Genomic DNA, 23,217 nt, shown 5'->3' on the forward strand with positions numbered 1-23,217 from the left:
TCTGCGTTACCATGCCTGGCCGGACGCGGCAGCCTGCTGCGAGCAGGAGTAAGCATGTCGCACCCGTTTGAAACACTGACCCCCGACCTGGTCCTGGACGCCGTTGAAAGCATCGGTTTTCTCAGCGACGCCCGCGTACTGGCGCTCAACAGCTACGAAAACCGCGTCTATCAGGTAGGCATCGACGAAAGCGAACCACTGATCGCCAAGTTCTACCGACCCCAGCGCTGGACCAACGAAGCCATTCTCGAAGAGCACCGCTTCACCTTCGAACTGGCCGAGTGCGAGGTTCCGGTGGTGGCGCCAATCGTCCACGACGGCGCCAGCCTGTTCGAACACGCGGGCTTTCGTTTCGCCCTGTTTCCCCGCCGCGGCGGCAGGGCCCCGGAACCGGGCAACCTGGACCAGCTCTATCGCCTCGGCCAGCTGCTCGGGCGTCTGCACGCCGTGGGCGCGACCCGCCCCTTCGAGCACCGCGAGGCCCTGGGGGTGCAGAACTTCGGCCACGAGTCCCTGGCCACCCTGCTGCAAGGCAACTTCATTCCCAAGAGCCTGCTGCCGGCCTACGAGTCCGTGGCCCGGGACCTGCTCAAGCGGGTGGAAGAGGTGTACCAGGCCACCCCGCACCAGAACATCCGCATGCACGGCGATTGCCACCCGGGCAACATGATGTGCCGCGACGAGATGTTCCATATCGTCGACCTGGATGACTGCCGCATGGGGCCTGCCGTGCAGGACCTGTGGATGATGCTCGCCGGCGATCGCCAGGACTGCCTCGGCCAGCTCTCGGAACTGATGGACGGCTACAGCGAGTTCCACGATTTCAATCCGCGGGAGCTGGCCCTGATCGAACCGCTGCGGGCCCTGCGCCTGATGCACTACAGCGCCTGGCTGGCCCGGCGCTGGGACGATCCGGCGTTCCCCCACAGCTTTCCCTGGTTCGGCAGCGAGCGTTACTGGGGGGAACAGATCCTGGCCCTGCGCGAACAGCTGGCGGCCCTCAACGAAGAACCCCTCAAACTGTTCTGACCCTGCCTGCAGGAGCTGGCTTGCCAGCGAAGGGGTCCATGAGATCGCCTTCGCCGGCAAGCCGGCTCCTACAAGAATCCGCCTTGATACAGTGCCAACTGTAGGAGCTGGCTCGCCAGCGAAGAGGCCCGTAAGTTCGCCATTGCCCACAAGCCCTCCCCCAAAGAAACGGGCGGCGCAAAAGTCAGGACAGGTCTAGACAATTGTCCTTACAATTGCCGCTTTGTTAGCTGCCTAAGCAAGGACTCTGCATGCAAGCCGCCAACCCGCGTCGCGGGTACATTCTGGGCCTGACCGCCTACATCATCTGGGGTCTGTTTCCACTCTATTTCAAAGCCATCGCCAGCGTTCCAGCCGTGGAAATCATCATCCACCGGGTGCTCTGGTCGGCGCTGTTCGGCGCCCTGTTGCTGATGGTGTGGAAGCATCCGGGCTGGTGGCGCGAGCTGCGGGACAACCCCAAGCGCCTGGCGATCCTGGCCCTGAGCGGCACCTTGATCGCCGGCAACTGGCTGACCTATGTCTGGGCGGTGAACAACGGACGCATGCTCGAAGCGAGCCTGGGCTACTACATCAACCCCCTGGTCAATGTCCTGCTGGGCATGCTGATTCTCGGCGAACGCCTGCGCCGCCTGCAGTGGCTGGCGGTGATCCTGGCGGCGCTGGGGGTGGCCCAGCAAGTGTGGCAGGTGGGCAGCCTGCCCTGGGTGTCGCTGATACTGGCCCTGAGCTTCGGTTTCTATGGGTTGATCCGCAAACAGGCACCGGTCAAGGCCCTGCCCGGGCTGGTGGTGGAAACCTGGATGCTGGTGCCCATCGCCCTGGCCTGGCTCCTGCTGCACCCCGATGCCAGCAGCGCCCATGCCGAATTCTGGAGCAGCTCCCAAGCCTGGTGGCTGGTGGCCGCCGGTCCAGTCACGCTGATTCCCCTGGTGTGCTTCAACGCCGCCGCCCGGGACCTGCCCTACACCACCCTGGGCTTCCTGCAATATCTGGCGCCGACCCTGGTGCTGCTGCAGGCGGTGCTGCTGTTCGGCGAACAGCTGTCCTCCAGTACCCTGCTGGCCTTCATGTTCATCTGGGCGGGACTGGCGGTGTACAGCGTCGATGCCTGGTTCAGCCTGCGCGGCCGGCGCTGATCAAAAAACACCCAACACTCTGCAGGCCAAGCCGGTCGTGGCCTGCAGCGGTTCTTCCCAAGGTTATCCACAACCTGATCCCCGCCCTTTGTGCACAAGCCCTTGAAATTGATGGTTTTTTGATCAAGATCCGGAAAGCCGCGGCGCCGTTGGGCTGGCGCTGGGTCTCTACAGGTTATCCACAGGCGCATGCACGGTTTACTGGGATAACCCGCAGGGCGGCACTCAGACCTCGCTGCGCAGCACCAACTCCACCATCAGGTCGTCGGCCAGGGTTTCCAGGCGCGACTGCAATACATCCAGCGACAGGGTCAGAGGCACCGCCAGAATCGCCTCCGCGTGAAACAGCGGCTCGCTGCTCATGGGCGCCGGGCGCACCTCGGTCACCAGCCGTTCGAGATTGACCCCCTGCTCCGCCAGCAAGCGCGTGATGTCGCGAACGATCCCCGGGCGGTCGTTGCCCACCAGCTCCATGGCGATGGGTTTCCAGGTGCAGGACTGTTCGATGCCACTTTCGGCGATCAACACCCGGATACCCTGGGCCGACAAACCCTGCAAGGCATCCACCAGCTCGTCGTAGGCCTCGGCCGGCACCCCGACCCGCAGGATGCCGGCAAACTGCCCGGCCATGCGCGAGAGGCGGCTTTCCAGCCAGTTGCCCCCATGTTCGGCGATGCACTGGGCGATCCGCTCGACCTGTCCGGCCTTGTCCGGGGCGAATACCGTGAGAACGAGATGGTCCATGGCGCAGCCCTCTTGGGTGAGTGAAAGAGCAATTATAGGCAGCCTCATTCCCCGCGCCTTGCCGCTCCATCACAAGGGGCGAGGATCAAAGCGGGCGGGTGCAGGGGCTGGCATGCCAGCCTAGGCGCTGGAAAGACCGGCACAGACCCCAAGGATCCTTTCGCCGGCCAGCCGACACCTGGAAGCGCGTGCAGGGCAAAACACAAATCGTGTACAACTTTTTGTATTTATATGGAACAATCCACCGGCTTTTTGAGAACACCGCGTCCCCCAGCGTGACCGCACTGCATTCTTAAGTCGCGGAACGACGAATTTAGTCTAATTTTCACAACCGCAATTCATCATGTAGTATGCCGCAGCGCGCACTACATAACGTTGGAACGATGTCCGCCAAGGCCTGATTGCAACCCCTGCAACCCCCCATCAGCAAGGCTCTGCCGTTGATTGGAAGCACCCAGCCGCCCGCAATGGCATGTACTGGTGAACAGGGTTGTGCTTTAAATGGCCGCCGGCTTCATTGTTAATTTGAAGAGCTGAAAAGCGAAATAGCTGAGCAGAGTGAGGCAAGCAATGACTGAACACGTTCAAGTCGGTGGCCTGCAGGTCGCCAGAGTCCTGTTCGACTTCGTGAACAACGAAGCCATTCCCGGTACCGGCCTCACCGCCGACGCGTTCTGGGCCGGTGCCGACAAGGTCATTCATGACCTGGCACCGAAGAACAAAGCCCTACTCGCCAAACGCGACGATTTCCAGGCGCGCATCGATGCCTGGCACCAGTCCCGTGCCGGCCAGGCACACGATGCCGTGGCCTACAAAGCCTTCCTGCAAGACATTGGTTACCTGCTGCCAGAAGCGGCGGATTTCCAGGCCACGACGCAAAACGTCGATGAAGAAATCGCCCACATGGCCGGCCCGCAGCTGGTGGTGCCGGTGATGAATGCACGCTTCGCCCTCAATGCCTCCAACGCCCGCTGGGGCTCGCTGTACGACGCGCTGTACGGCACCGACGCCATCAGCGAAGCCGATGGCGCGCAAAAGGGCAAAGGCTACAACAAGGTCCGCGGCGACAAGGTCATCGCCTTCGCCCGCGCCTTCCTCGATGAGTCAGCCCCGCTGACCGCCGGCTCCCACGTGGATTCGCTGAGCTACAAGATTGTCGGCGGCAAGCTGGTGGTGGGCCTCAAGGGCGGCAGCAACAGCGGCCTGCGCGACGACGCGCAACTGATCGGCTACCAGGGCGATGCCGCGGCCCCTACCGCGATCCTGCTCAAGCACAACGGCCTGCACTTCGAGATCCAGATCGACGCCGCAAGCCCGGTCGGCCAGACCGACGCCGCCGGGGTCAAGGACCTGCTGATGGAAGCGGCCCTGACCACCATCATGGACTGCGAAGACTCGGTCGCCGCCGTCGATGCCGACGACAAGGTGGTGATCTACCGCAACTGGCTCGGCCTGATGAAGGGCGACCTGGCGGAAGAGGTTTCCAAGGGCGGCCAGTCCTTCACCCGCACCATGAACGCCGATCGCGAATACACCGGCGTCAACGGCGAGCCGGTGAAACTGCACGGTCGCTCGCTGCTGTTCGTGCGCAACGTCGGCCACCTGATGACCATCGACGCGATCCTCGACAAGCACGGCAACGAAGTGCCGGAAGGCATCCTCGACGGCCTGGTCACCAGCCTCGCGGCGATCCACAACCTCAACGGCAACACCTCGCGCAAGAACAGCCGCACCGGCTCGGTGTACATCGTCAAGCCGAAGATGCACGGCCCTGAAGAAGCCGCGTTCACCAACGAACTGTTCGGCCGCATCGAAGAGGTGCTGAACCTGCCGCGCAACACCCTGAAAGTCGGGATCATGGACGAGGAGCGCCGCACCACGGTCAACCTCAAGGCCTGCATCAAGGCCGCCAGCGAGCGCGTGGTGTTCATCAACACCGGCTTCCTCGACCGCACCGGCGACGAGATCCACACCTCCATGGAAGCCGGCGCCATGGTGCGCAAGGCCGACATGAAGGCCGAGAAATGGATCGGCGCCTACGAGAACTGGAACGTCGATATCGGCCTGTCCACCGGCCTGCAAGGCCGTGCGCAGATCGGCAAGGGCATGTGGGCCATGCCGGACCTGATGGCCGCCATGCTCGAACAGAAGATCGCCCACCCGCTGGCCGGTGCCAACACCGCCTGGGTGCCGTCGCCAACCGCCGCCGCCCTGCACGTGCTGCACTACCACAAGGTCGACGTGTTCGCCCGTCAGGCCGAACTGGCCAAGCGTGCCCGCGCTTCGGTGGACGACATCCTGACCATCCCTCTGGCCAGCGACACCAACTGGTCGGCCGAGCAGATCAAGAACGAACTGGACAACAACGCCCAGGGCATTCTCGGCTACGTGGTGCGCTGGATCGACCAGGGCGTGGGTTGCTCCAAGGTGCCGGACATCAACGACGTTGGCCTGATGGAAGACCGCGCCACCCTGCGCATCTCCAGCCAGCACATCGCCAACTGGCTGCGCCACGGCGTGGTGACCCAGGAGCAGGTGCTGGAAAGCCTCAAGCGCATGGCCCCGGTGGTTGATCGGCAGAACGCCGGCGACCCGCTGTACCGCCCGCTGGCGCCGGACTTCGACAGCAACATCGCCTTCCAGGCCGCCCTGGAGCTGGTGATCGAAGGCACCCAGCAGCCTAACGGCTACACCGAGCCGGTATTGCACCGTCGTCGTCGCGAGTTCAAGGCCAAGAACGGCCTGTAACATCGCCTGGCCACGCCCATGAAAAAGCCCCGGTCCAGTGGACCGGGGCTTTTTTTGTTCAGCGTGTCGAAAGCCTTCTACCGCACCACGCCCAGCTCATGCTTGACCAGGGCCAGCAGCTTGCCGGTATCGATGGGCTTGAGCAGGAAATCCACCACGCTCAGGTGCATGGCGGCAATCGCATCCCGCACATCGGCGTCGCCGGAAATGATGATGATCGGCAACGCGGCGCGCTCCGACTCACGCACCTGGCGAATCAGCTCCAGGCCACTGCAGGGCGCCATGCGCAGATCGGTGATCAGCAGGCCGATGGATTTGTTCGATTCGAGCAATTTGAGAGCGGCCTTGCCGCTGGCTGCGGTCATGCAGCGAATGCCATCCAGACCCAGAATCTCCGCTAGCAGCTCCCGGGCATCCTTGTCGTCATCGGCAATGAGCACACGCTGAGCGGGCAGGTCCGGCTCGAGCATGGCCTCGCTCAGAGCCTCGCGCTCGGCGTCACTCAAAATATCGTGGTCGGGCATACATTTCTCTACATGAACCAATCAATCCCCTAGCACTGTGGTCAGACATCGCTAAGCAGGTTTCCAATGTGCACTTCGTCGGAAAAATTGCCAAGTGCCCCGATCAGAGCTTTTTCGCATGGATGACCGCAGGCTCAAAGCCAAATGCCCTGGAACGCGAGCGCTACCTAGACTTACGTCCAATGGGCACTCCCGCCCCAGGCGCCGACCATTGCCGTGATCCGACCACAACAACTCCAAAAAGACTGCGGTAATCGTTATGAGTAAAGCGGACGCCTTCACCCAGGCCGGCAAGACCGCGGTGTTGCAGAACATCCAGGGGACCGTGCAGTTCCTGCAGCGCTTCCCGCCCTTCAACCAGATGGAAAACCTCCACCTGGCCTACCTGGTGGAACAATGCCAGCTGCGCTTCTATGGTCCGGGCGACAGCATCATCAAGCCGGCCGACGGTCCGGTTGAGCACTTCTACATCGTCAAGCAGGGGCGCGTGGTGGGCGAACGCACCCACGCCGCCAAGGGCAGCACCGAAACCACCTTCGAAATCACCACCGGCGAGTGCTTTCCCCTCGCCGCCTTGCTCGGCGAACGGGCGACCCGCACCGAGCATCGAGCCGCCGAAGACACCTTCTGCCTGCAACTGAACAAGAACGCCTTCATCAAGCTGTTCGCCCTGTCCGCGGAGTTCCGCGATTTCGCCCTGCGCGGGGTCAGCAGCCTGCTGGACCAGGTCAACCAGCAGGTCAAGCAGAAGGCCGTGGAAACCCTCGGCACCCAGTACTCGCTGAACACCCGCCTCGGCGAGCTAGCCATGCGCCATCCGGTGGCCTGCAGTCCGCACACACCGTTGCGCGAAGCCGTGGCACTGATGCACGAGCAGCAAGTGGGCAGCATCGTGGTGGTGGACGAAAACAAGGCGCCCCTGGGGATCTTCACCCTGCGCGACCTGCGCCAGGTGGTGGCCGACGGCAGCCAGGACCTCAACCAGCCCATCGAACGCCACATGACCCAGGCGCCGTTCTTTCTCAGCCCGGACCACAGCGCCTTCGACGCCGCCATCGCCATGACCGAACGCCATATCGCCCACGTCTGCCTGGTCAAGGACCAGCGCCTGTGCGGCGTGGTGTCCGAACGCGACCTGTTCTCCCTGCAACGGGTCGATCTGGTGCACCTGGCCCGGACCATCCGCAACGCCCCCCGGGTCGAGCATCTGGTGGCGCTGCGGGGCGAGATCGGCCAGTTGGTGGAACGCATGCTGGCCCACGGCGCCTCCTCGACCCAGATCACCCACATCATCACCCTGCTCAACGATCACACCGTATGCCGGGTGATCGAACTGACCCTGGCGGACAAGGGCGACCCCGGCGTGCCCTTCAGCTGGCTGTGCTTCGGCAGCGAAGGCCGGCGCGAACAGACCCTGCACACCGACCAGGACAACGGCATCCTGTTCGAAGCCCGGGACGCTGCCCATGCCGCGGAAATTCGCGGCAAGCTGCTGCCCATTGCCCAGCAGATCAACCAGAGCCTGGCCCAGTGCGGCTTCACCCTGTGCAAGGGCAACATCATGGCCGGCAATCCCGAGCTGTGCCTGTCCCGCGCCGAATGGGCCCGGCGCTTTGCCGCCTTCATCCGCGAGGCGACCCCGGAAAACCTCCTGGCTTCGAGCATCTATTTCGACCTGCGGGTGGTCTGGGGCGATGAACAAGGCGCCGAACAACTGCGCCGCGCCATCCTCGACCAGGTCGCGGACAACCGCCTGTTCCAGCGCATGATGGCGGAAAACGCCCTGCGCCAGCGCCCGCCGGTGGGGCGCTTTCGCGAGTTCGTGCTGGCCCGCAAGAACGGCGAAAAGGCCACCCTCGACCTCAAGGTCCAGGGCCTCACGCCCTTCGTCGACGGCGCGCGCCTGCTGGCCCTGGCCAACGGCATCGGCGCCATCAATACCCTGGAACGCCTGCGCCAGCTGGTGTCCAGGCAAGTCATCGAGCCCCTGGACGGCGCCGCCTATGAAGAGGCCTACCACTTCATCCAGCAGACCCGCATGCAACAACATCAACGCCAGACCCGGGAGAACCAGCCCTATTCCAACCGGGTCGACCCGGACAGCCTGAACCACCTGGACCGGCGCATCCTGCGCGAATCCCTGCGCCAGGCCCAGCGCCTGCAAAGCAGCCTGGCCCTGCGCTACCAGTTATGAGCTATCCGTTATGAGTCTGTTTGCCTGGTTCCGTCCCGCGGTCAGCGTACTGACCGCCGAGCAGCAACAACGCCGCGACCGTCTGCCAGCCTTCACCGAACTGGGTGAAGGCAGCCTGCGTGAACAGCGCTGGGTAGTGGTGGACCTGGAAACCACCGGCCTCAACCTCAACCGCGACCAGGTGCTGTCGATCGGCGCGGTGGTGATCGAGGACGGCGCCATCGACTTCAGCCAGCAGTTCGAGCGCACCCTGCAGCGCGAGGGCCACAAACTCAGCCCCAGCGTGCTGATCCACGGCCTGGGCCCCAGCGCCATCGCCGCCGGCTGCGATCCGGTAGAAGCCCTGCTGGATTTCATGGAGTTCGTCGGCGACAGCCCGCTGCTGGCCTTTCATGCGCCCTTCGACCAGCACATGCTCGGCCGGGCCTTGAAGGACAGCCTGGGCTATCGCCTGCAGCACCGCTTCCTCGACGTCGCGGACATGGCGCCCATGCTCTGCCCCCAGGCCCACATCCGCGAAGCCGGACTGGACGACTGGATCAGCGAGTTCAAGCTGCAAGTGGTGGAGCGCCACCATGCGGCGGCCGACGCCCTGGCCACCGCCGAACTGGCATTGATCCTGTTCAACCGCGCCCGCCAGCAACAGATCCACAGTCCGCTGAACCTGCAACAGCGCCTCAGCCAGTGGAAGCGTCGCCAGCAGGTCCCTTCGTTCTGATCCATCACAACCGTGGCGAGGGCGCTTGCTCCCGCTCGGCCGCGCAGCGGCCGTAAACCCGCGTCCCGGTTCCACCTGACACAGAGCCTTGGGCGTGCGGCGCACGCCAGCGCGAGCATGCTCCCTCGCCACAACGGGCTTTCTCTGCAGGCAAACCTCTTCAGCACCCGCCACCTTCCGCGACAAGACAGCCGACCGACGTCAATTGCGCCGCTGTTTCGCCTCTGCGACAATCGCGAATAATTCTCGTTAATTCAAACCTTTCGGTGGGTGAACCCGGTTGTCGTCAGTCCAAAGCCCTCGCAATGAGCTGGTTGGTGCGTTGTATCGCGACCATCGCGGCTGGCTCCTGGCCTGGTTGCGGCGCAACGTGGCCTGCAGCCAGCGGGCCGAGGACCTGAGCCAGGACACCTTCGTCCGCCTGCTGGGTCGCGACGAACTCCAGGCGCCCCGGGAGCCCAGGGCCTTTCTGCTGGCGATTGCCAAGGGCCTGCTGTTCGATCATTTCCGCCGCGCAGCCCTGGAACAGGCCTACCTCAACGAACTGATGCTGATCCCCGAAAGCGAGCATCCCTCGCCGGAGGAGCAGCAGATGATCCTCGAAGACCTCAAGGCCATCGACCGCCTGCTGGGCAAGCTTTCCAGCAAGGCCCGCATGGCCTTTCTCTATAACCGCCTCGACGGCCTGAGCCACGCCGAGATCGCCGCACGCCTCGGGGTCTCGGTGCCGCGGGTGCGCCAGTACCTGGCCCAGGGCATTCGCCAGTGCTACATCGCCCTGTACGGGGAGCCGCTATGACCCCCATCAGTTCCAAACCGGTTTCGGCACGGGTACTGGACGCCGCCATCGCCTGGCAGCTGTCGCTGGATGGCGGCGCCAGCGCACTGGAGCGCGAGGAGTTCGCCAAATGGCACGCCGCCCATGAAGAGCATGCCCGGGCCTGGCGCCAGCTGGGCATGCTTGACCAGCGCGTCAGCGTCGCCTCGGGGCCAGCGCGCAACGCCTTGCTGCAATCGCGCGAAGGCCTGCGCCGGCAGGTACGCAAGCTGGGACGTGGGGTCGCCAGTGTGGTGCTGGTGGTCGGGCTCGCGCTGTTTGCCGGGGAGCGTTACCTGCCAGTGGATTACTGGCTGGCCGACCAGCGCACCGCCACCGGCGAGCAGCGCACCCTGCACCTGAGCGATGGCACGCGGATCAACCTCAACACCCACAGTGCGCTGGACGTGCGCTTCGATGAGCAGCAACGGCGGATCGTGCTGCAGGAAGGCGAGATCCTCATCGAGACCGGGCACGACGACAGCCGCCCCTTCATCGTCGAAACCCGCGACGGGCGAATGCGTGCCCTGGGCACGCGGTTCCTGGTCCAGCGTGAAGACCAGGGCACCCGTCTCGGCGTGCTGCAATCGGCGGTGGCGGCGCGACCGCAAGCCGCTCGGGACGAGCAGGTGTTCAAGCAGGGCCAGCAGGTGCTGATGCGCCGCGCTGGCCTGGACCCGCTGCCGCCCCTGCCCCCGGGGGCCGACGCCTGGACCCGGGGCATGCTGGTGGTGGACAACGCGCGCCTGGGCGACCTGATCAAGGAACTGGGACGTTACCGTCGCGGCTACCTGGGGGTCGCCCCGGAAGTGGCCGACCTGCGCATTACCGGCAGCTTTCCGCTGCAGGACACCGACCTGGCGCTCAATGCCCTGCTGCCCACCCTGCCGGTGACGATCGAGCGACACACCGACTGGTGGGTGACCGTGGCGGCCAAGGCCGACGCCAAGCGCTGAGGTCGGCGTCGCGGCCTTGGCCAGCAAGCGGGCTCCTACACCGATCCCGTAGGCGCTGGCTTGCCAGCCAATCGCCCGCCATCAATCCGAATCCAGATTATTTTCAATCCGCCCCTATCACTTTTCCAATCTCGTCCGGCACCTAGGCAATTGCGAAACATTTCCATTCAGGAGCCGCCCCCATGTCCCGCTCGCTAGACACCCTGTTACGCCCCAGCCTGCTGGCTGTCGCCATCGCCCTCTGCGCCCCGCTGGCCAGCCAGGGACTGATGGCCGCCGAGCAAGCGTCCAGCGTGCGCGCCTACGACCTGCCGGCCGCGCCCCTGGCCAGCACCCTGAACCAGATCGCCAGCCAGGCCGGCCTGGCCCTGAGCCTCGATCCGTCCCTGGCGGCGGGCAAGCGCTCGGCCCCGGTCAAGGGCCAGTTCGACGCCCCCGGCGCCCTGCGTGAGGCCCTGCGTGGCAGCGGCCTGCAGCTGCAACGCAGCCCTGCCGGCAGCTACAGCCTGGTGGCGATTGCCGACGACGTGGTGACCCTGGCGCCCACCAGCATCACCGGCCAGCAGGCTGGCGAAAGTGCCTGGGGCCCGGTCGACGGTTACCTCGCCACACGTACCGCCGCCGGCACCAAGACCGACACCGCGCTGGTTGAAGCGCCGCGCTCGATTTCCGTCGCGACCCGCCAGCAGATGGAAGACCGCAACGTGCAGAACCTCGACGATGCCGTGCGTTACATGCCCGGTATCGTCTCTGCCAGCTACGGCAGCGACACCCGCTATGACTGGATGCGGGTCCGTGGCTTCGAGCCCACCCAGTTCCTCGACGGCCTGCCCCTGCCCCGCGGCGTGTATGCCAACCCGAAAGCGGAAACCTGGAACCTCGACCGCCTGGCCCTGCTGCGCGGCCCGGCGTCCTCGGTGTATGGCCAGACCCCGCCGGGCGGCCTGCTGGACATGGTCAGCCGCCGCCCCAGCGCAGACACCAGCCATGCCGTGCAGATCCAGTACGGCAGCGACAACTACCGCCAGATCAACTTCGCCAGCACCGGCAAGATCGACGACGAGGGCCAGTTCCTCTACGGACTCAGCGGCGTGGTGCGCGATGCCGGCACCCAGGTCGATCACATCGACAACAAGCGCTACAACATCGCCCCCAGCCTGACCTGGAACATCGATACCGATACCCGCCTGACCCTGCTCACGCAGTTCACCCGCGACGATACCGGTGCCACCAGCCAGTTCATGCCGATCCAGGGCACCAAGATCAAGTCGCCACTGGGCGAGGTCTCCCATCACAAGAACCTGGGCGACCCGGACTACGAGTTCTACGACCGCACCTACTACGCCCTGGGCTACGCCTTCGAGCACCGCTTCAACGATGTCTGGCAGTTCCGTCAGAACCTGCGCTACACCAAGTCAGAACTGTCCTTCCAGCAGTTGACCGTGGGTTCCTATGCCTACTCCCCGGCTGATGCGGCGGGCAACATCAGCCGGACCTCGACCAACGTCAACGAAGACATCGGCCAGTTCGCGGTCGACAACAACGTCCAGGCCAACTTCGCCACCGGCGACATCGACCACACCGTGCTCATCGGCCTGGACCACCAGCGCACCAGCACTTCGTACCTGTCGATCTATGGCGACGGGGGCAAAACCAATATCTTCAACCCGGTCTATGGCCAGCCGATCGTTCGTCCGTCGCGCACCGACGCTTACTACGACTACGACCAGAAAACCATTCAGACCGGCCTCTACGTCCAGGACCAGATGGCCCTGGACAACTGGCGCCTGACCCTGGGTGGCCGTGAGGACTGGGTGCACCAAGGCACCACCTACCTCAACAAGAAAGACGCGACCAATACTGATCGCAGCAAGAACTTCAGTGGCAATGCGGCGCTCAGCTATGTGTTCGACTCGGGTGTCGTGCCGTACATTTCCTACGCCGAATCCTTCCAGCCAGCGAGCAACGCCAGCGTTTCACCGACCGAATCGTATAAACCCACGGAAGGTAGCCAGTGGGAGCTGGGCATCAAGTATCAACCACCGGGTTCGAACACGCTGCTGAGTGCGGCGGTCTACGACCTGACCCAGAAGAATGTCCTGGTCACCAGCATCGGGGCAGGAGGCGAATCGATCACCAACCAGACCGGCGAAGTGAAGGTCAAAGGCCTGGAGCTGGAAGCCGTGTCTGACGTGACCGACAACCTCAAGGTCATCGCGGCCTACACCCTGGCCAAGTCCGAGGTACAAAAAGGCATCCACAAAGGCAACCGCCTGCAGCTGATGCCCAACCAGCAAGCCTCCCTGTGGACGGACTACACCTGGCACTCCGGCGTACTCGACGGTTTCGGCATCGGTGCCGGCGCCCGCTACACCGGCAATACCTATGGCGACCAGGCCAACACCTGGCTGGGCAAGGCCGACGCCTACACGGTGTTCGACGCTACCGTGCATTACGACCTCGGTCGCCTGGACAACAGCCTCAAAGGGGCGTCGCTGAAACTCAACGCCACCAACCTGTTCGACAAGGATTACCTGTCCACCTGCGACGGTTCCTACTGCTATTTCGGCGATCAGCGCAGCGTGGTCGCCAGCGCCACCTATCAATGGTAATCGGCTGAATTAACAACCAGGCCGTCCGACAAGGACGGCCTTGGTGTGCCTGAAGGCTAAGAAATGAAAAGCAAGACAATCCGCCGCTGGTCCTTTATCCACACCTGGACCAGCCTGATCTGCACCGTGTTTCTGCTGCTGCTCGCGCTCACCGGGCTGCCGCTGATCTTCCACCACGAGATCGACCACCTGCTGGGGGACGCGCCACAGCTGCAGGAAATGCCCGCCGACACCCCGCACCTGGACCTGCAACAGCTGGTCAAGGCCGCCGAAGCTCATCGCCCGGGGGAAGTCATGCAGTACTTCGGCTGGGACGAAGACGAGCCCAACGGTGTGATGGCGATCATGGCCAAGACCGCCGGCACCGAGCCCAATTCCTCCCACACCTTCATGCTCGACGCCCGCACCGGCGAAGCCGTGGCCATGCCCTCGGCCAATGGCGGGCTGATGATGGTCATGCTACGCCTGCATGTGGACATGTTCGCCGGGCTGCCGGGCAAGCTGCTGCTGGCCTTCATGGGCCTGCTGTTTGTGCTGGCGATCATCTCCGGCACGGTGCTGTACCTGCCGTTCATGCGCCGCCTGAAGTTCGCCACGGTGCGCCAGGACAAATCCAGCCGCCTGCGCTGGCTCGACCTGCACAACCTGATCGGTGTGGTGACCCTGACCTGGGCCCTGGTGGTGGGCGTGACCGGGGTGATCAGCGCCTGCGCCGACCTGATCATCGCCGCCTGGCGCAATGACAGCCTCAGCGCCATGGTCGCGCCCTACCGCGACGCCCCGCCCCTGACCGCGCTGGCTCCCGCCAGCCGCCTGCTAGACATCGCCCGGGCAGCCGCCCCGGGCATGCAGCCGGACTTCATCGCCTTCCCCGGCACGCGCTTTTCCAGCGAGCACCACTACGCGGTGTTCCTCAAGGGCGGCAGCCACCTGACCTCGCACCTGCTGACCCCGGTGCTGATCGATGCCAGCAGCCTGCAGGTCACCGCCGTCGGCGAGCGGCCCTGGTACATGGACGCCATGGGCATGTCCCAGCCCCTGCATTTCGGCGACTACGGCGGCCTGCCGATGAAGCTGCTGTGGGCGGCGCTGGACGTCCTGACCCTCATTGTCCTGGGCAGCGGCCTGTACCTGTGGATCGTCCGCCGGCGGGCCGGCAAGGCGACCCGGGAGGGGCAGCGATGAAGCCGCGGCAAGCGAGTTTCTGGAAGGTCTTCGGTGCGCCCCTGGCGCTTGGCCTGCTGAGCGCCGCCGGGTTGTTCGCCGCGCTGCTGGGCGACGGCGCCTGGGACAGCCTGAGCTGGCTGGGTCTGGGCCTACCGACCCTGATCGCCCTGCACGGCCTGCTGCGGCGCAAGCCGGCGGCCTGAACCCGGCGCCGGGAAGCCGCGCCACAGGTACATCGCAAGCCCGAGGCCGATCAGCATCACCGGGATGAACACACGGTTTTCCTGGAACGCCTCGATGGCCACCAGCACGCTGAACAAGGCCAGCCCCAGCAGCGGCACATAGCTGGCCGCCAGGCTCCAGCGCCACAGCTGGGTCACCGGGTCGGGACCGCGCAAGCGCAACAGGGCGCAGGCCAGGCCCGGCAGGGCCAGTGCCGGCAGGGCCCAGTACCAGGCGATGTAAGCGAACGCCATGATCAGCTCCGGCTCACCCTCGCCCTTGCGACGAAACTCGTATTGCAGCGCCAGGTACACCGCCAGCGCGCCCAGCAAGGTCAGGGCCAGGCTGTACAACCCGTGTAAAAGATAGGACCTGCGCACTCATCACTCCTTGTCTGTACTGCCGCTCGCCCCTGTGGCCCATGCCCCAGGCTGCGCTAAGATCCCCGGGCTGCGAGACTTCCACCCGCGAGGAATATTCATGTCCACCCCAAGCATGACGCTGTTCCACAACCCGGCATCACCTTTTGTACGCAAAGTCATGGTGCTGCTGCATGAAACCGGACAGTTGAACCGGGTTGCCCTGCAAGCCAGCCAACTGAGCCCGGTCAACCCGGACGCCACCCTGAACCAGGACAACCCCCTGGGCAAGATTCCCGCCCTGCGCCTGGCCGACGGCCAGGTGCTGTATGACAGCCGGGTGATCCTCGATTACCTGGACCAGCAGCACGTCGGCAACCCGCTGATCCCCCGGGACGGCTCGGCCCGCTGGCGCCGCCTGACGCTCGCGGCCCTGGCCGACGGGATCATGGACGCCGCGGTGCTGGTGCGCTACGAGCTGGCCCTGCGCGCCCCGGAAAAACACTGGGAGCAATGGCTCGACGGCCAGCGCGACAAGATCCGCCGCGCCCTGGCGGTGCTGGAGGCCGAGGCGATTGCCGAGCTGGCCAGCCACTTCGATGTGGCCGCCATCAGCGTCGCCTGCGCCCTGGGTTACCTGGACTTCCGCCACCCCGACCTGGAATGGCGCCAGGACCAGCCTCAACTGGCCGCCTGGTACTTCGAGGTCAGCCAGCGGCCGTCGATGCTGGCGACCCGACCGCCGGCCTAATCGGTCAGGCGCTCGGGCCTGTTCGCCGGCAAGCCGGCTCCTGTAGCACGGGGAGCAGCTTGCTGGCGCACCCGCCACCACGCCTCCGGTGGAAACAACTGGCCAATCCGCTGCGTCAGGCGCTCGCGCTGACGCTGGTCCTCACGCAAGCCCAGTGACTTACTCATGGATGGCCTCCAGGTCGAACTGCAGGGGCGCCGGGGTCTTGCTCTGGCCCAGGCCATACCAGTCCAGCTTGCGGGTCAGCACCATGAACACGCCCAACAGGCCGAACAGCAACAGCGAGCCCATCAGCAGCGCATAGTCCTCGGCGCTGAGCAGGCCATAGAGCAAGCCGTACAAGGCCGCCAGCGAGAGCGCGAACACTGCGCCGTTACGCCAGCTGTGCAGCACATGGCTGACATAGAAACCGATCAAGCCCACGCAAGCCGCCGCCGACACGCCGTAGGCCAGTTCGAAACCCAGGTGCTCCGACAGCGACAGCAGCAACAGGTAGAAGAACGCCAGTGCCACGCCCACCAGGGCGTACTGGATCGGGTGCACCGACAGGCTCTTGAGCACTTCGAACAGAAAGAAGCCGGCAAAGGTCAGGCCGATGAACAGCAGCGCGTATTTGATCGCCCGGTCGCTTTTCAGGTACTGGTCCACCGGGTCGATGAAGCTCACGCCAAAGCTGCGGCTGTTGAAGTCCTGGCATTGGCTGCTGTAGGCGCAGCGCTCCATGGCCTGTTCCAGGTTGGTGGAGAAGAACGAGGTCTGCCAGAGCGCCGAAAATCCCTGCTCGGTGACTTCACGCTGCACCGGCAGGTAGTTGCCGACAAAGCTCGGGTGCGGCCAGTTGGCCGTCAGCAGCACCTTGCTGGTCTTGCCCACCGGCAGCACCTGCAACTGGCCAGTGCCCTGCAGGCGCAGGTCGAAGGCGAAGTCCAGGCGAGTGTTCTTCTTCAGGTCCAGGGGCGGCAACAGCACGTGCACGCCTTCGTCCAGCCAGCTGACAAAAGTACCCGGGGCAAAGTCCAGGGTCTGGCCGTTGAGCTGCAGTTGCAGGGCGTTTTCGATGCCGCGGATGTCGCTGATGCCCACCGCCAGGAACGGCTGGTCGAACTGGTAGTCCGCAAAATCCTCCTTGATGCCGTACTGCTCGGGCACGGCGAAATGGCCGCTGATGTGGTTGTCGGCGTGGAACAGCCGCGCCTCGTAGATCCCCCGGGCGCGCAGCTCGGTCTGGGCCTTGCTGTCCAGTTCGAAATGCTCGGGCAGGAAGAACAGCCGTCCCTGCTGCTCGCTGGTTTCCTGGTAGCGCTTCTTGGTCTTGTCGTCGGTTTTCCAGGTGCGCACGGTCTTGCGGTAGTCCACCACCATCACCGGGCCGCTGATCTGCTGCTGGGTGCTGGAGCTGCGGGCGATATCCTCGAGCACGCCATCGCGCAGGCTCTGGCGCTCGCCGATCAGGCCGCTGATCATCAGCAGCGGTATCAGCAACAGCACGATCAACAGGCCAATGGCCCCGAGTTTGAAGGTCAGGTTACGGTTCATGAGGCTCTCCCAGTTGGAATGGGCGAGAGTCTGGAACCCGGGCATGGGGGTTTTATGGGGGCAATGTGGAGACTCTGTGGAGAATCCCCACTCAGGGCAGCCGCAAGGTCACCTGCACCCCACCCGCAACGTTCTCAATGCGCATCTGGCCGCCATGCAGTTGCACCACTTCCTCGACAAAATTCAGCCCCAGGCCGGTGCTCTTGCGCCCGCTGTCCGGGCGCGGCAGGGAATAGAAGCGCTCGCACAGGCGCGGCAGGGCATAGTCCGGAATCGGCTCGCCCTGGTTGAACAGCACCAGTTCCACGCCGTCCTCCACCCGCTGCGCCGAGCAGCGCAACAGGCCACCCACGGGGCTGAAATCCAGGGCATTGGTCAGCAGGTTACCCAGGGCCTGGCGCAGCAGGAACGGCTCGCCGGACCAGGCCAGGTCCGCCGGCACCCGCAGTTGCACCTGCAGCTGCTTGCCTTCGATACGCCCGTGCTGGCTGTTCAGCAGCTCCTTGTACAGCGGCACCAGGGGCACGCTGACCCGCTCTTCCAGGCCCTGGCGCTGCTCCACTTGTGCCAGGTTCAACAGGCGTTCGATCAACTGCTGCATGCGCGCGCTTTCACTGTCGATATTGCCGACGAAGCGCTGGCGCTGCTCCAGGGGCATCTCGCTCTGCAGCAGTTCCGCCGCCCCGCGAATCGCCGCCAGGGGGCTCTTCAGTTCGTGGGTCAGGGTGTGCACGTAGCGCTCGACATAAGCCTTGCCTTCGAGCTGGGTGCGCATGCGTTCCACCGCCGTTGCCAACTGTTCCAGCTCGCCACCGCGATAGTGCGGCAGCTCGGCCCGGCGCCCTTCACTCACTGCCAGGGCATAGGCGGTCATGCGCCGCAGCGCCGCGCTCAGCCACCAGGACAGCAAGGCGCCAAACAGCAGGCCCATGGCAATCAGCCCGGCGCCGTACCACAGCAGGCGGCGTTCGGTACGGTCGACATAGGGCTGCAGGGAACTGTTGGGCTTGGCCACGGTGACCACGCCGATGATCTGGCCGTTGTCGCGGATCGGCGCGCCCACGTGCATCACCGAGGAATTGGGATCGTCGGCCAGCGAGCGCGACGAACGCGCGCCATATTGGCCGCGCAGGGTCAGGTACACGTCGTTCCAGCGCGAATAATCCTGGCCCACCGCCAGGCCACTGGAGTCCAGGACCACGATGCCCTTGGCATCGGTGACGTAGATGCGGTGGTTGACCTGATTCTTCGGCAGGCCCCAGATGGTCGCCGCCGGTTGCCGCTCGCCGTAGGCCCGCAGCAATTGCGGCCAGCGGTTCTCGCTGAGGGTGCCGGCCTTGAAGTCGTCTCGCAGGATCTCCGCCAGCAGGTTGGCGGTGTCCACCAGGGTTTCCTCGGTGGACTGGCGCACGCCGGGGCGGATCTCCTTCATCACCGTGCTCAGCACGAAATAGCCGGTCAGGCTGATGAACAGCAAATAGACCAGGAAGATGCGGATGCCCAAGGTCATCAGGCGTGGCTCGGGCTGTAGCTGTAGCCCAGGCCGCGATGGGTCTGGATCGGCTCGGCCTCGGCCGCCACCAGGCGCAGCTTGGCCCGCAGGCTCTTGATGTGGCTGTCGATATTGCGCTCGTAGCCCACGTCCGCCACCACCCCCAGGGCATCGAGCAACTGCTCGCGGCTGAACACCCGCTCGGGCTGCTCCAGCAGGCATTGCAGCAGGCGGAACTCATGCCGGGTCAGGCTCAGGGGCTGGGCCCGGTAACTGATCTGCACCCGCTCGGCGTCGATGACGAACAGCGCCGGGGCTGCCTCGGGAGCCGCTCGCGGAGCCATGCGCTTGAGGATCGCCTTGACCCGCGCCGCCACTTCCCGGGGGCTGAAGGGCTTGACCACATAATCGTCGGCGCCGATCTCCAGCCCCACCACCCGGTCGATCTCACCGTCCCGGGCGCTGAGGAACATCACCGGCACCTCGCTGAAGCGCCGCAGCTGTTTGCAGGTTTCAAAGCCGCTGATATCCGGCAGGCCGATATCGAGGATGATCAGGTCCGCCGGGGTTGCCCGCTGATGCTCCAGGGCCGCATGACCCAGGCTCAGCCAGGTGGTGGTGAAGCCTTCGCCTTGCAGGGCGAAGATCAGGGTGTCGGCAATCGCCGCTTCGTCTTCGACAATCAGGATATGGGGCATGGCATCCAAGCACGCAAATTCAGTGGGCGAACGGTGCCGGATGCCTGGTAAGCCGTCAATCAGCAGTCGGGTTTATCCACGGTGTAACGCCGCGCCGGGTTAACCGCCGCACCGAACTCCCGCAGCGCCTTGGCACCGATCAGCAGCGGATAGTTGAAGCTGCTGCGGTCGGTGAGGTTGACCTCCACCGTGCGCTTGACGTTGCCCAGGCACATCTCCAGCTCCACCACCGGGCGCTTGGCCGACTGCGGCTCTTCAGCCTCATCGCCCTCGTCGGCGCGGCTCTTGATCTTGCTGATGCGCGCCACCTTGTGCTCGTAGACCTTGTTCCCGGCATCCTTGGTCGCCAGGCGGAAACGCACCCAGTCCTCGCCATCGCGGGTAAAGGTCTGGATATCCCTGGCCGACAGCGACGCGGTCAGGGCCCCGGTGTCCATCTTGGCCTGCAGGGTTTCGCCGATTTCCGGCAGGCGGATGTATTCGTAACGGCCATACAGCGTCGGCTCGGCGGCCATCACCGGCAGCGCCAACAGCGAAACAAGAGCAAGGACAGATTTCACGACAGTGGATTCCTTGAAGAGAGGGGCAGCGGGATTTTAGACCGCGGCCAACGAATTGGTTCGTATAGAAGCAGCCTCAAGCCTCAAGCTTGGAGCTTGGAGCTTGCCGCTTGCCGCTTGCCGCTGCCACTTAGAATTTGGCCTGCCCACCGAAGCTGCTTATCATGGCGCGCCCAAAAGATTGCAAAGAGTGCCTTATGCGCCGCCTGCTCACCGGCTGTTTCGTCACCCTGCTCCTGCTGCTCAACACCCTGGTGCTGTTCGGCCCGCTGATGGTGTTTGCCCTGCTCAAGCTGGTTCTGCCGGGGCGCCTGCGCGATTACGCCTCGGCCGCGGTGATGTGGATCGCCGAGACCTGGGCCGAGATCGACAAGCTGATCTTCGCCCTGTGCATCCCGACCCGCTGGGACATTCGCGGCGGCGAAGGCCTGCGGGTCGACACCTCCTACCTGGTGGTGAGCAACCACCAGTCCTGGGTCGACATCCCGGCGCTGATCCAGACCCTCAACCGGCGCACGCCGTTCTTCAAGTTCTTCCTCAAGAAGGAGCTGATCTGGGTGCCGTTCCTCGGTCTGGCCTGGTGGGCCCTGGACTACCCCTTCATGAAGCGCTACAGCAAGGCGTTCCTGGCCAGGCACCCGGAGCTGCAAGGCAAGGACCTGGAGATCACCAAGGCGGCCTGCGAGCTGTTCAAGCGCCAGCCGGTGACTGTGGTCAACTACCTGGAAGGCACCCGCTTCACCGAGGCCAAGCGCCAGCAGCAAGACTCGCCCTTCCAGCACCTGCTCAAGCCCAAGGCCGGCGGCGTGGCCTTCGTCCTCGCGGCCCTGGGCGAACAGCTGGACGCGGTGCTGGACGTCACCGTGGTCTATCCCCAGCAACGCATTCCCGGTTTCTGGGACCTGATCAGCGGCAGCGTGCCCAAGGTGATCATCGACATCCGCACCCGCGAGCTGGACCCGGCGCTGTGGCACGGCGATTACGAAAACGACCCGGCGTTCCGCCAGCAGGTGCAGGACTGGGTCAACCGGCTGTGGACCGACAAGGACCAGCGCATCAGCGAACTGCTGAGCGAACGCCGCTGATCAATCGCTGATCACATGGGGCAGGAAACGGCTGCTGTCCTTGGTGATCGGCGAGTTGTCTTCACGAATGCCGATCCCCGCCGGCTGATCGCCAATCACCCAACTGCCAATCACCGTGTGGTTGCCGGCAAACACCGGCAGCGGGTGAAACCGCTGGCGGATGCACGGCCCGCCATAGGGCCCGGCCTCGATCAGGCGCTCACCGCCCTCGGTGCAGATTTCCACATTGGCGCCCTCTCGGGAAAAGAACGGCTTGCGCACCCAGCCCGGGCCCAGGCTGGCAGTGGGATCGTCGTCGATGAACGCCGGCAGCAGGTTCGGGTGCCCCGCATGCCGCTCCCAGAGCAGGGCCAGCGCGCCCTTGTTGGAAAGAATCGCCTTCCACGGCGGCTCGACAAACTGCGTGCCGCTGCCGGCAAGCGCCGGGCCATAGGCTTCGGTGAACAGCTGTTCCCAGGGATAGAGCTTGAACAGGCTGTCGATGGGCATCTCCAGCAGGTCGACGAAACGCCCACCGGCATTCAGGCCGATGTCCTCGATATTGATCAGGCGCGTGCCCAGGCCCGCCTGACGGGCAATGTCGCGCAGGTATTCGACGGTGCCGCGATCCTCCAGCGAGTCCCGCACCGAGGCAAAGTGCATCGGCGACTTGAAGCCGCCCTGGACGAAGGCCTGCAGCAGCTTGTCTTCGATGCTGTTGAACTGATCGCAGCCAGCCGGCAACTGCCCGCGCTGCAACTGCTGCTCAAGCCAGACGTATTGGAAGAAGCTCGCCTCATACAGCGAAGTCGGCGTGTCGTAATTGGTCTCCAGCAGCTTGGCCGGGCCACTGCCGTCGTAGCACAGGTCCATGCGCCCGTAGAGATGGGGGTCGCCCTGCTTCCACGACTGGCGGATCAAGTCATGAAAGGCCGCAGGGATGGCCAGGCGCTCCAGCAAGGCTTCGCTGTCCACCACTTCGGCCACCAGGGCCATGCACAGCTCGTGCAGTTCCTGGGTCGGGTCCTCCAGGTCGTCCTCGATCTGCCGCAGGCTGAAGCGGTAGTAGGCCGACTCGTCCCAGTACGGCTCGCCGTCGAAGGTGTGGAAGGCAAAGCCCAACTGCTGCGCCGTGGCCTGCCAATCCGCGCGAGGGGTGCTGGGAATGCGCTTCAAGAACCGAAGCTCCAACTGCTGCGGCTGGAGGAACCGAAGCCGCCACGACTGACCACTTCATGGGCACCGGCCAGGGGATTGCCGGCGCTGGTGAAGTGGTCCGGGCTGGAAATGCCGAAGCGTCCACCGTTGGCGCCGGAGAAGGTCTTGCCGGCCTCCACCTGCTGGCTGAGGGTGCTCAGTTGCGAGCCGCCCCGACCGTCACGCTCCTTGTACAGCGTCTCGCTGAAATAGCGCGGCTCGGGCGTGGAATCCAGGCCGATCCAGCGCCAGAAGCTGGAACCTGCGCGGGCGCCATAGGAGTGACCACCACCACCCGAACTGCTGGAGCTGGCCTGCTCGGGTTGTTCGTCCTCGGGCTGAACCGGCACCGTGCGCTGGGTGGTCAGGGCGAGGCCCTTGGCAATCGGCACGTAGGCGCGGTTGTCTCTGGACACCATGCAGTTGCCCGCGAAGAAGTCGTCTTCACAGCGTTGCAGGTCGAGATAACGCGGCGCTATCAGCTCTCCACGCTCGCGGGCATCATCGAAAGCGGCCTGGCAGATCGCGGACGGAACCTGTGCCAGTACGCAATCGCGGACACTGCTGAAATGCTGGGTCTGGCGCACTTCGCGGGTTGCCTGAGGCTGGCCGTCACAGGCAACCAGGGCGAACGGCACACTGCCCAGCAGCACCAGGCGCACGCTTTTACTGCGTTTCATGCCGGCGCCC

22 protein-coding genes are annotated in these 23,217 nt (G+C 64.6%); 12 read left to right on the forward strand and 10 right to left on the reverse strand.

Annotated features, from left to right (window positions below):
• The first annotated feature begins 54 nt into the window (after positions 1-54).
• Complete coding sequence (locus tag PST29_RS27685) at positions 55-1,029, forward strand: serine/threonine protein kinase (protein WP_060841411.1); 975 nt, start codon at positions 55-57, stop codon at positions 1,027-1,029.
• Positions 1,030-1,280: 251 nt separating this feature from the next.
• Entirely contained in the window at positions 1,281-2,168 is an 888-nt protein-coding gene (gene rarD / locus PST29_RS27690; RefSeq protein WP_060841412.1) for an EamA family transporter RarD, read from the forward strand.
• Between the two features lie 225 nt (positions 2,169-2,393).
• Here rarD and PST29_RS27695 read toward each other — a convergent pair whose 3' ends face one another.
• Positions 2,394-2,912, reverse strand: a complete 519-nt coding sequence (locus tag PST29_RS27695) for a glycine cleavage system protein R (protein WP_060841413.1) — start codon at positions 2,910-2,912, stop codon at positions 2,394-2,396.
• Between the two features lie 570 nt (positions 2,913-3,482).
• On the opposite strand from PST29_RS27695, the gene PST29_RS27700 reads away from it, so the two are divergent.
• A complete protein-coding gene (locus PST29_RS27700; protein ID WP_060844804.1) occupies positions 3,483-5,660 on the forward strand; it encodes a malate synthase G in 2,178 nt (725 codons plus the stop codon).
• A 77-nt stretch (positions 5,661-5,737) separates the two neighbouring features.
• Here PST29_RS27700 and PST29_RS27705 read toward each other — a convergent pair whose 3' ends face one another.
• Positions 5,738-6,184 (reverse strand): response regulator, encoded by a 447-nt coding sequence (locus PST29_RS27705; protein ID WP_060841415.1) that lies wholly within the window; start codon positions 6,182-6,184, stop codon positions 5,738-5,740.
• 259 nt (positions 6,185-6,443) lie between these two features.
• Between PST29_RS27705 and PST29_RS27710 the strand changes: the two genes are divergently transcribed.
• The 7 genes from PST29_RS27710 (at position 6,444) to PST29_RS27740 (ending at position 14,851) form a co-directional block, all read left to right on the forward strand.
• Complete coding sequence (locus PST29_RS27710; protein WP_308811072.1) at positions 6,444-8,378, forward strand: putative nucleotidyltransferase substrate binding domain-containing protein; 1,935 nt, start codon at positions 6,444-6,446, stop codon at positions 8,376-8,378.
• Between the two features lie 10 nt (positions 8,379-8,388).
• Positions 8,389-9,096 (forward strand): 3'-5' exonuclease, encoded by a 708-nt coding sequence (locus PST29_RS27715; RefSeq protein WP_060841417.1) that lies wholly within the window; start codon positions 8,389-8,391, stop codon positions 9,094-9,096.
• Positions 9,097-9,376: 280 nt separating this feature from the next.
• Positions 9,377-9,895 carry an RNA polymerase sigma factor gene (locus tag PST29_RS27720; protein ID WP_060844805.1) on the forward strand — a complete coding sequence of 173 codons (519 nt, stop codon included), beginning with the start codon at positions 9,377-9,379 and terminating at the stop codon, positions 9,893-9,895.
• A complete protein-coding gene (locus tag PST29_RS27725) occupies positions 9,892-10,869 on the forward strand; it encodes a FecR domain-containing protein (RefSeq protein WP_060844806.1) in 978 nt (325 codons plus the stop codon). Before PST29_RS27720 ends, PST29_RS27725 begins: the two co-directional genes overlap by 4 nt.
• A gap of 182 nt (positions 10,870-11,051) precedes the next feature.
• Positions 11,052-13,481 carry a TonB-dependent siderophore receptor gene (locus tag PST29_RS27730; RefSeq protein ID WP_060844807.1) on the forward strand — a complete coding sequence of 810 codons (2,430 nt, stop codon included), beginning with the start codon at positions 11,052-11,054 and terminating at the stop codon, positions 13,479-13,481.
• A 63-nt stretch (positions 13,482-13,544) separates the two neighbouring features.
• Positions 13,545-14,666 (forward strand): PepSY-associated TM helix domain-containing protein, encoded by a 1,122-nt coding sequence (locus PST29_RS27735; protein ID WP_060844808.1) that lies wholly within the window; start codon positions 13,545-13,547, stop codon positions 14,664-14,666.
• Positions 14,663-14,851, forward strand: coding sequence for a hypothetical protein (locus PST29_RS27740; RefSeq protein ID WP_060844809.1), 189 nt, complete (start codon positions 14,663-14,665; stop codon positions 14,849-14,851). The genes PST29_RS27735 and PST29_RS27740 overlap by 4 nt, the downstream gene beginning before the upstream one ends.
• On the opposite strand, the gene PST29_RS27745 is transcribed toward PST29_RS27740, so the two are convergent.
• On the reverse strand, positions 14,798-15,250 hold the full coding sequence (locus PST29_RS27745) for a hypothetical protein (protein ID WP_060841423.1): 453 nt from the start codon (positions 15,248-15,250) through the stop codon (positions 14,798-14,800). The genes PST29_RS27740 and PST29_RS27745 overlap by 54 nt on opposite strands.
• Before the next feature lie 100 nt (positions 15,251-15,350).
• Here PST29_RS27745 and PST29_RS27750 point away from each other — a divergent pair, with 100 nt between their 5' ends.
• Positions 15,351-15,980, forward strand: a complete 630-nt coding sequence (locus PST29_RS27750) for a glutathione S-transferase N-terminal domain-containing protein (RefSeq protein WP_060844810.1) — start codon at positions 15,351-15,353, stop codon at positions 15,978-15,980.
• Here the strand turns inward: PST29_RS27750 and PST29_RS32170 are convergent.
• The 5 genes from PST29_RS32170 to rloA2 all read right to left on the reverse strand — a co-directional run bounded on the left by PST29_RS32170 (position 15,977) and on the right by rloA2 (position 20,266).
• Entirely contained in the window at positions 15,977-16,147 is a 171-nt protein-coding gene (locus PST29_RS32170) for a hypothetical protein (protein WP_159426289.1), read from the reverse strand. The genes PST29_RS27750 and PST29_RS32170 overlap by 4 nt on opposite strands.
• The gene (creD, locus tag PST29_RS27755; protein ID WP_060844811.1) at positions 16,140-17,516 is read right to left on the reverse strand and encodes a cell envelope integrity protein CreD; all 1,377 of its coding nucleotides are present in this window, start codon (positions 17,514-17,516) and stop codon (positions 16,140-16,142) included. Before creD ends, PST29_RS32170 begins: the two co-directional genes overlap by 8 nt.
• Before the next feature lie 91 nt (positions 17,517-17,607).
• Positions 17,608-19,026, reverse strand: a complete 1,419-nt coding sequence (creC, locus tag PST29_RS27760) for a two-component system sensor histidine kinase CreC (protein ID WP_060844812.1) — start codon at positions 19,024-19,026, stop codon at positions 17,608-17,610.
• Entirely contained in the window at positions 19,026-19,706 is a 681-nt protein-coding gene (gene creB / locus PST29_RS27765; RefSeq protein ID WP_060842022.1) for a two-component system response regulator CreB, read from the reverse strand. Before creB ends, creC begins: the two co-directional genes overlap by 1 nt.
• Positions 19,707-19,765: 59 nt before the next feature.
• Positions 19,766-20,266, reverse strand: coding sequence for a retropepsin-like aspartic peptidase RloA2 (gene rloA2, locus PST29_RS27770; protein ID WP_060844813.1), 501 nt, complete (start codon positions 20,264-20,266; stop codon positions 19,766-19,768).
• 197 nt (positions 20,267-20,463) lie between these two features.
• Between rloA2 and PST29_RS27775 the strand changes: the two genes are divergently transcribed.
• Positions 20,464-21,351 (forward strand): acyltransferase, encoded by an 888-nt coding sequence (locus PST29_RS27775; protein ID WP_060844814.1) that lies wholly within the window; start codon positions 20,464-20,466, stop codon positions 21,349-21,351.
• Here the strand turns inward: PST29_RS27775 and PST29_RS27780 are convergent, their stop codons facing one another.
• Positions 21,352-22,506, reverse strand: coding sequence for a glutathionylspermidine synthase family protein (locus PST29_RS27780; protein ID WP_060844815.1), 1,155 nt, complete (start codon positions 22,504-22,506; stop codon positions 21,352-21,354).
• Entirely contained in the window at positions 22,503-23,207 is a 705-nt protein-coding gene (locus PST29_RS27785) for a DUF1190 domain-containing protein (RefSeq protein WP_060844816.1), read from the reverse strand. Before PST29_RS27785 ends, PST29_RS27780 begins: the two co-directional genes overlap by 4 nt.
• Between the last annotated feature and the right edge of the window lie 10 nt (positions 23,208-23,217).

It is taken from the genome of Pseudomonas sp. St29 (assembly GCF_001547915.1).
Lineage (GTDB): Bacteria > Pseudomonadota > Gammaproteobacteria > Pseudomonadales > Pseudomonadaceae > Aquipseudomonas.

Bases quoted from the DNA above. Each gene is read 5' to 3' on its own strand.
- PST29_RS27685 (WP_060841411.1), top strand. From the start codon at position 55: ATGTCGCACCCGTTTGAAACACTGACCCCCGACCTGGTCCTGGACGCC.
- rarD (WP_060841412.1), top strand. From the start codon at position 1,281: ATGCAAGCCGCCAACCCGCGTCGCGGGTACATTCTGGGCCTGACCGCC.
- PST29_RS27695 (WP_060841413.1), bottom strand. From the start codon at position 2,912: ATGGACCATCTCGTTCTCACGGTATTCGCCCCGGACAAGGCCGGACAG.
- PST29_RS27700 (WP_060844804.1), top strand. From the start codon at position 3,483: ATGACTGAACACGTTCAAGTCGGTGGCCTGCAGGTCGCCAGAGTCCTG.
- PST29_RS27705 (WP_060841415.1), bottom strand. From the start codon at position 6,184: ATGCCCGACCACGATATTTTGAGTGACGCCGAGCGCGAGGCTCTGAGC.
- PST29_RS27710 (WP_308811072.1), top strand. From the start codon at position 6,444: ATGAGTAAAGCGGACGCCTTCACCCAGGCCGGCAAGACCGCGGTGTTG.
- PST29_RS27715 (WP_060841417.1), top strand. From the start codon at position 8,389: ATGAGTCTGTTTGCCTGGTTCCGTCCCGCGGTCAGCGTACTGACCGCC.
- PST29_RS27725 (WP_060844806.1), top strand. From the start codon at position 9,892: ATGACCCCCATCAGTTCCAAACCGGTTTCGGCACGGGTACTGGACGCC.
- PST29_RS27730 (WP_060844807.1), top strand. From the start codon at position 11,052: ATGTCCCGCTCGCTAGACACCCTGTTACGCCCCAGCCTGCTGGCTGTC.
- PST29_RS27735 (WP_060844808.1), top strand. From the start codon at position 13,545: ATGAAAAGCAAGACAATCCGCCGCTGGTCCTTTATCCACACCTGGACC.
- PST29_RS27740 (WP_060844809.1), top strand. From the start codon at position 14,663: ATGAAGCCGCGGCAAGCGAGTTTCTGGAAGGTCTTCGGTGCGCCCCTG.
- PST29_RS27750 (WP_060844810.1), top strand. From the start codon at position 15,351: ATGTCCACCCCAAGCATGACGCTGTTCCACAACCCGGCATCACCTTTT.
- PST29_RS32170 (WP_159426289.1), bottom strand. From the start codon at position 16,147: ATGAGTAAGTCACTGGGCTTGCGTGAGGACCAGCGTCAGCGCGAGCGC.
- creD (WP_060844811.1), bottom strand. From the start codon at position 17,516: ATGAACCGTAACCTGACCTTCAAACTCGGGGCCATTGGCCTGTTGATC.
- creC (WP_060844812.1), bottom strand. From the start codon at position 19,026: ATGACCTTGGGCATCCGCATCTTCCTGGTCTATTTGCTGTTCATCAGC.
- creB (WP_060842022.1), bottom strand. From the start codon at position 19,706: ATGCCCCATATCCTGATTGTCGAAGACGAAGCGGCGATTGCCGACACC.
- PST29_RS27775 (WP_060844814.1), top strand. From the start codon at position 20,464: ATGCGCCGCCTGCTCACCGGCTGTTTCGTCACCCTGCTCCTGCTGCTC.
- PST29_RS27785 (WP_060844816.1), bottom strand. From the start codon at position 23,207: ATGAAACGCAGTAAAAGCGTGCGCCTGGTGCTGCTGGGCAGTGTGCCG.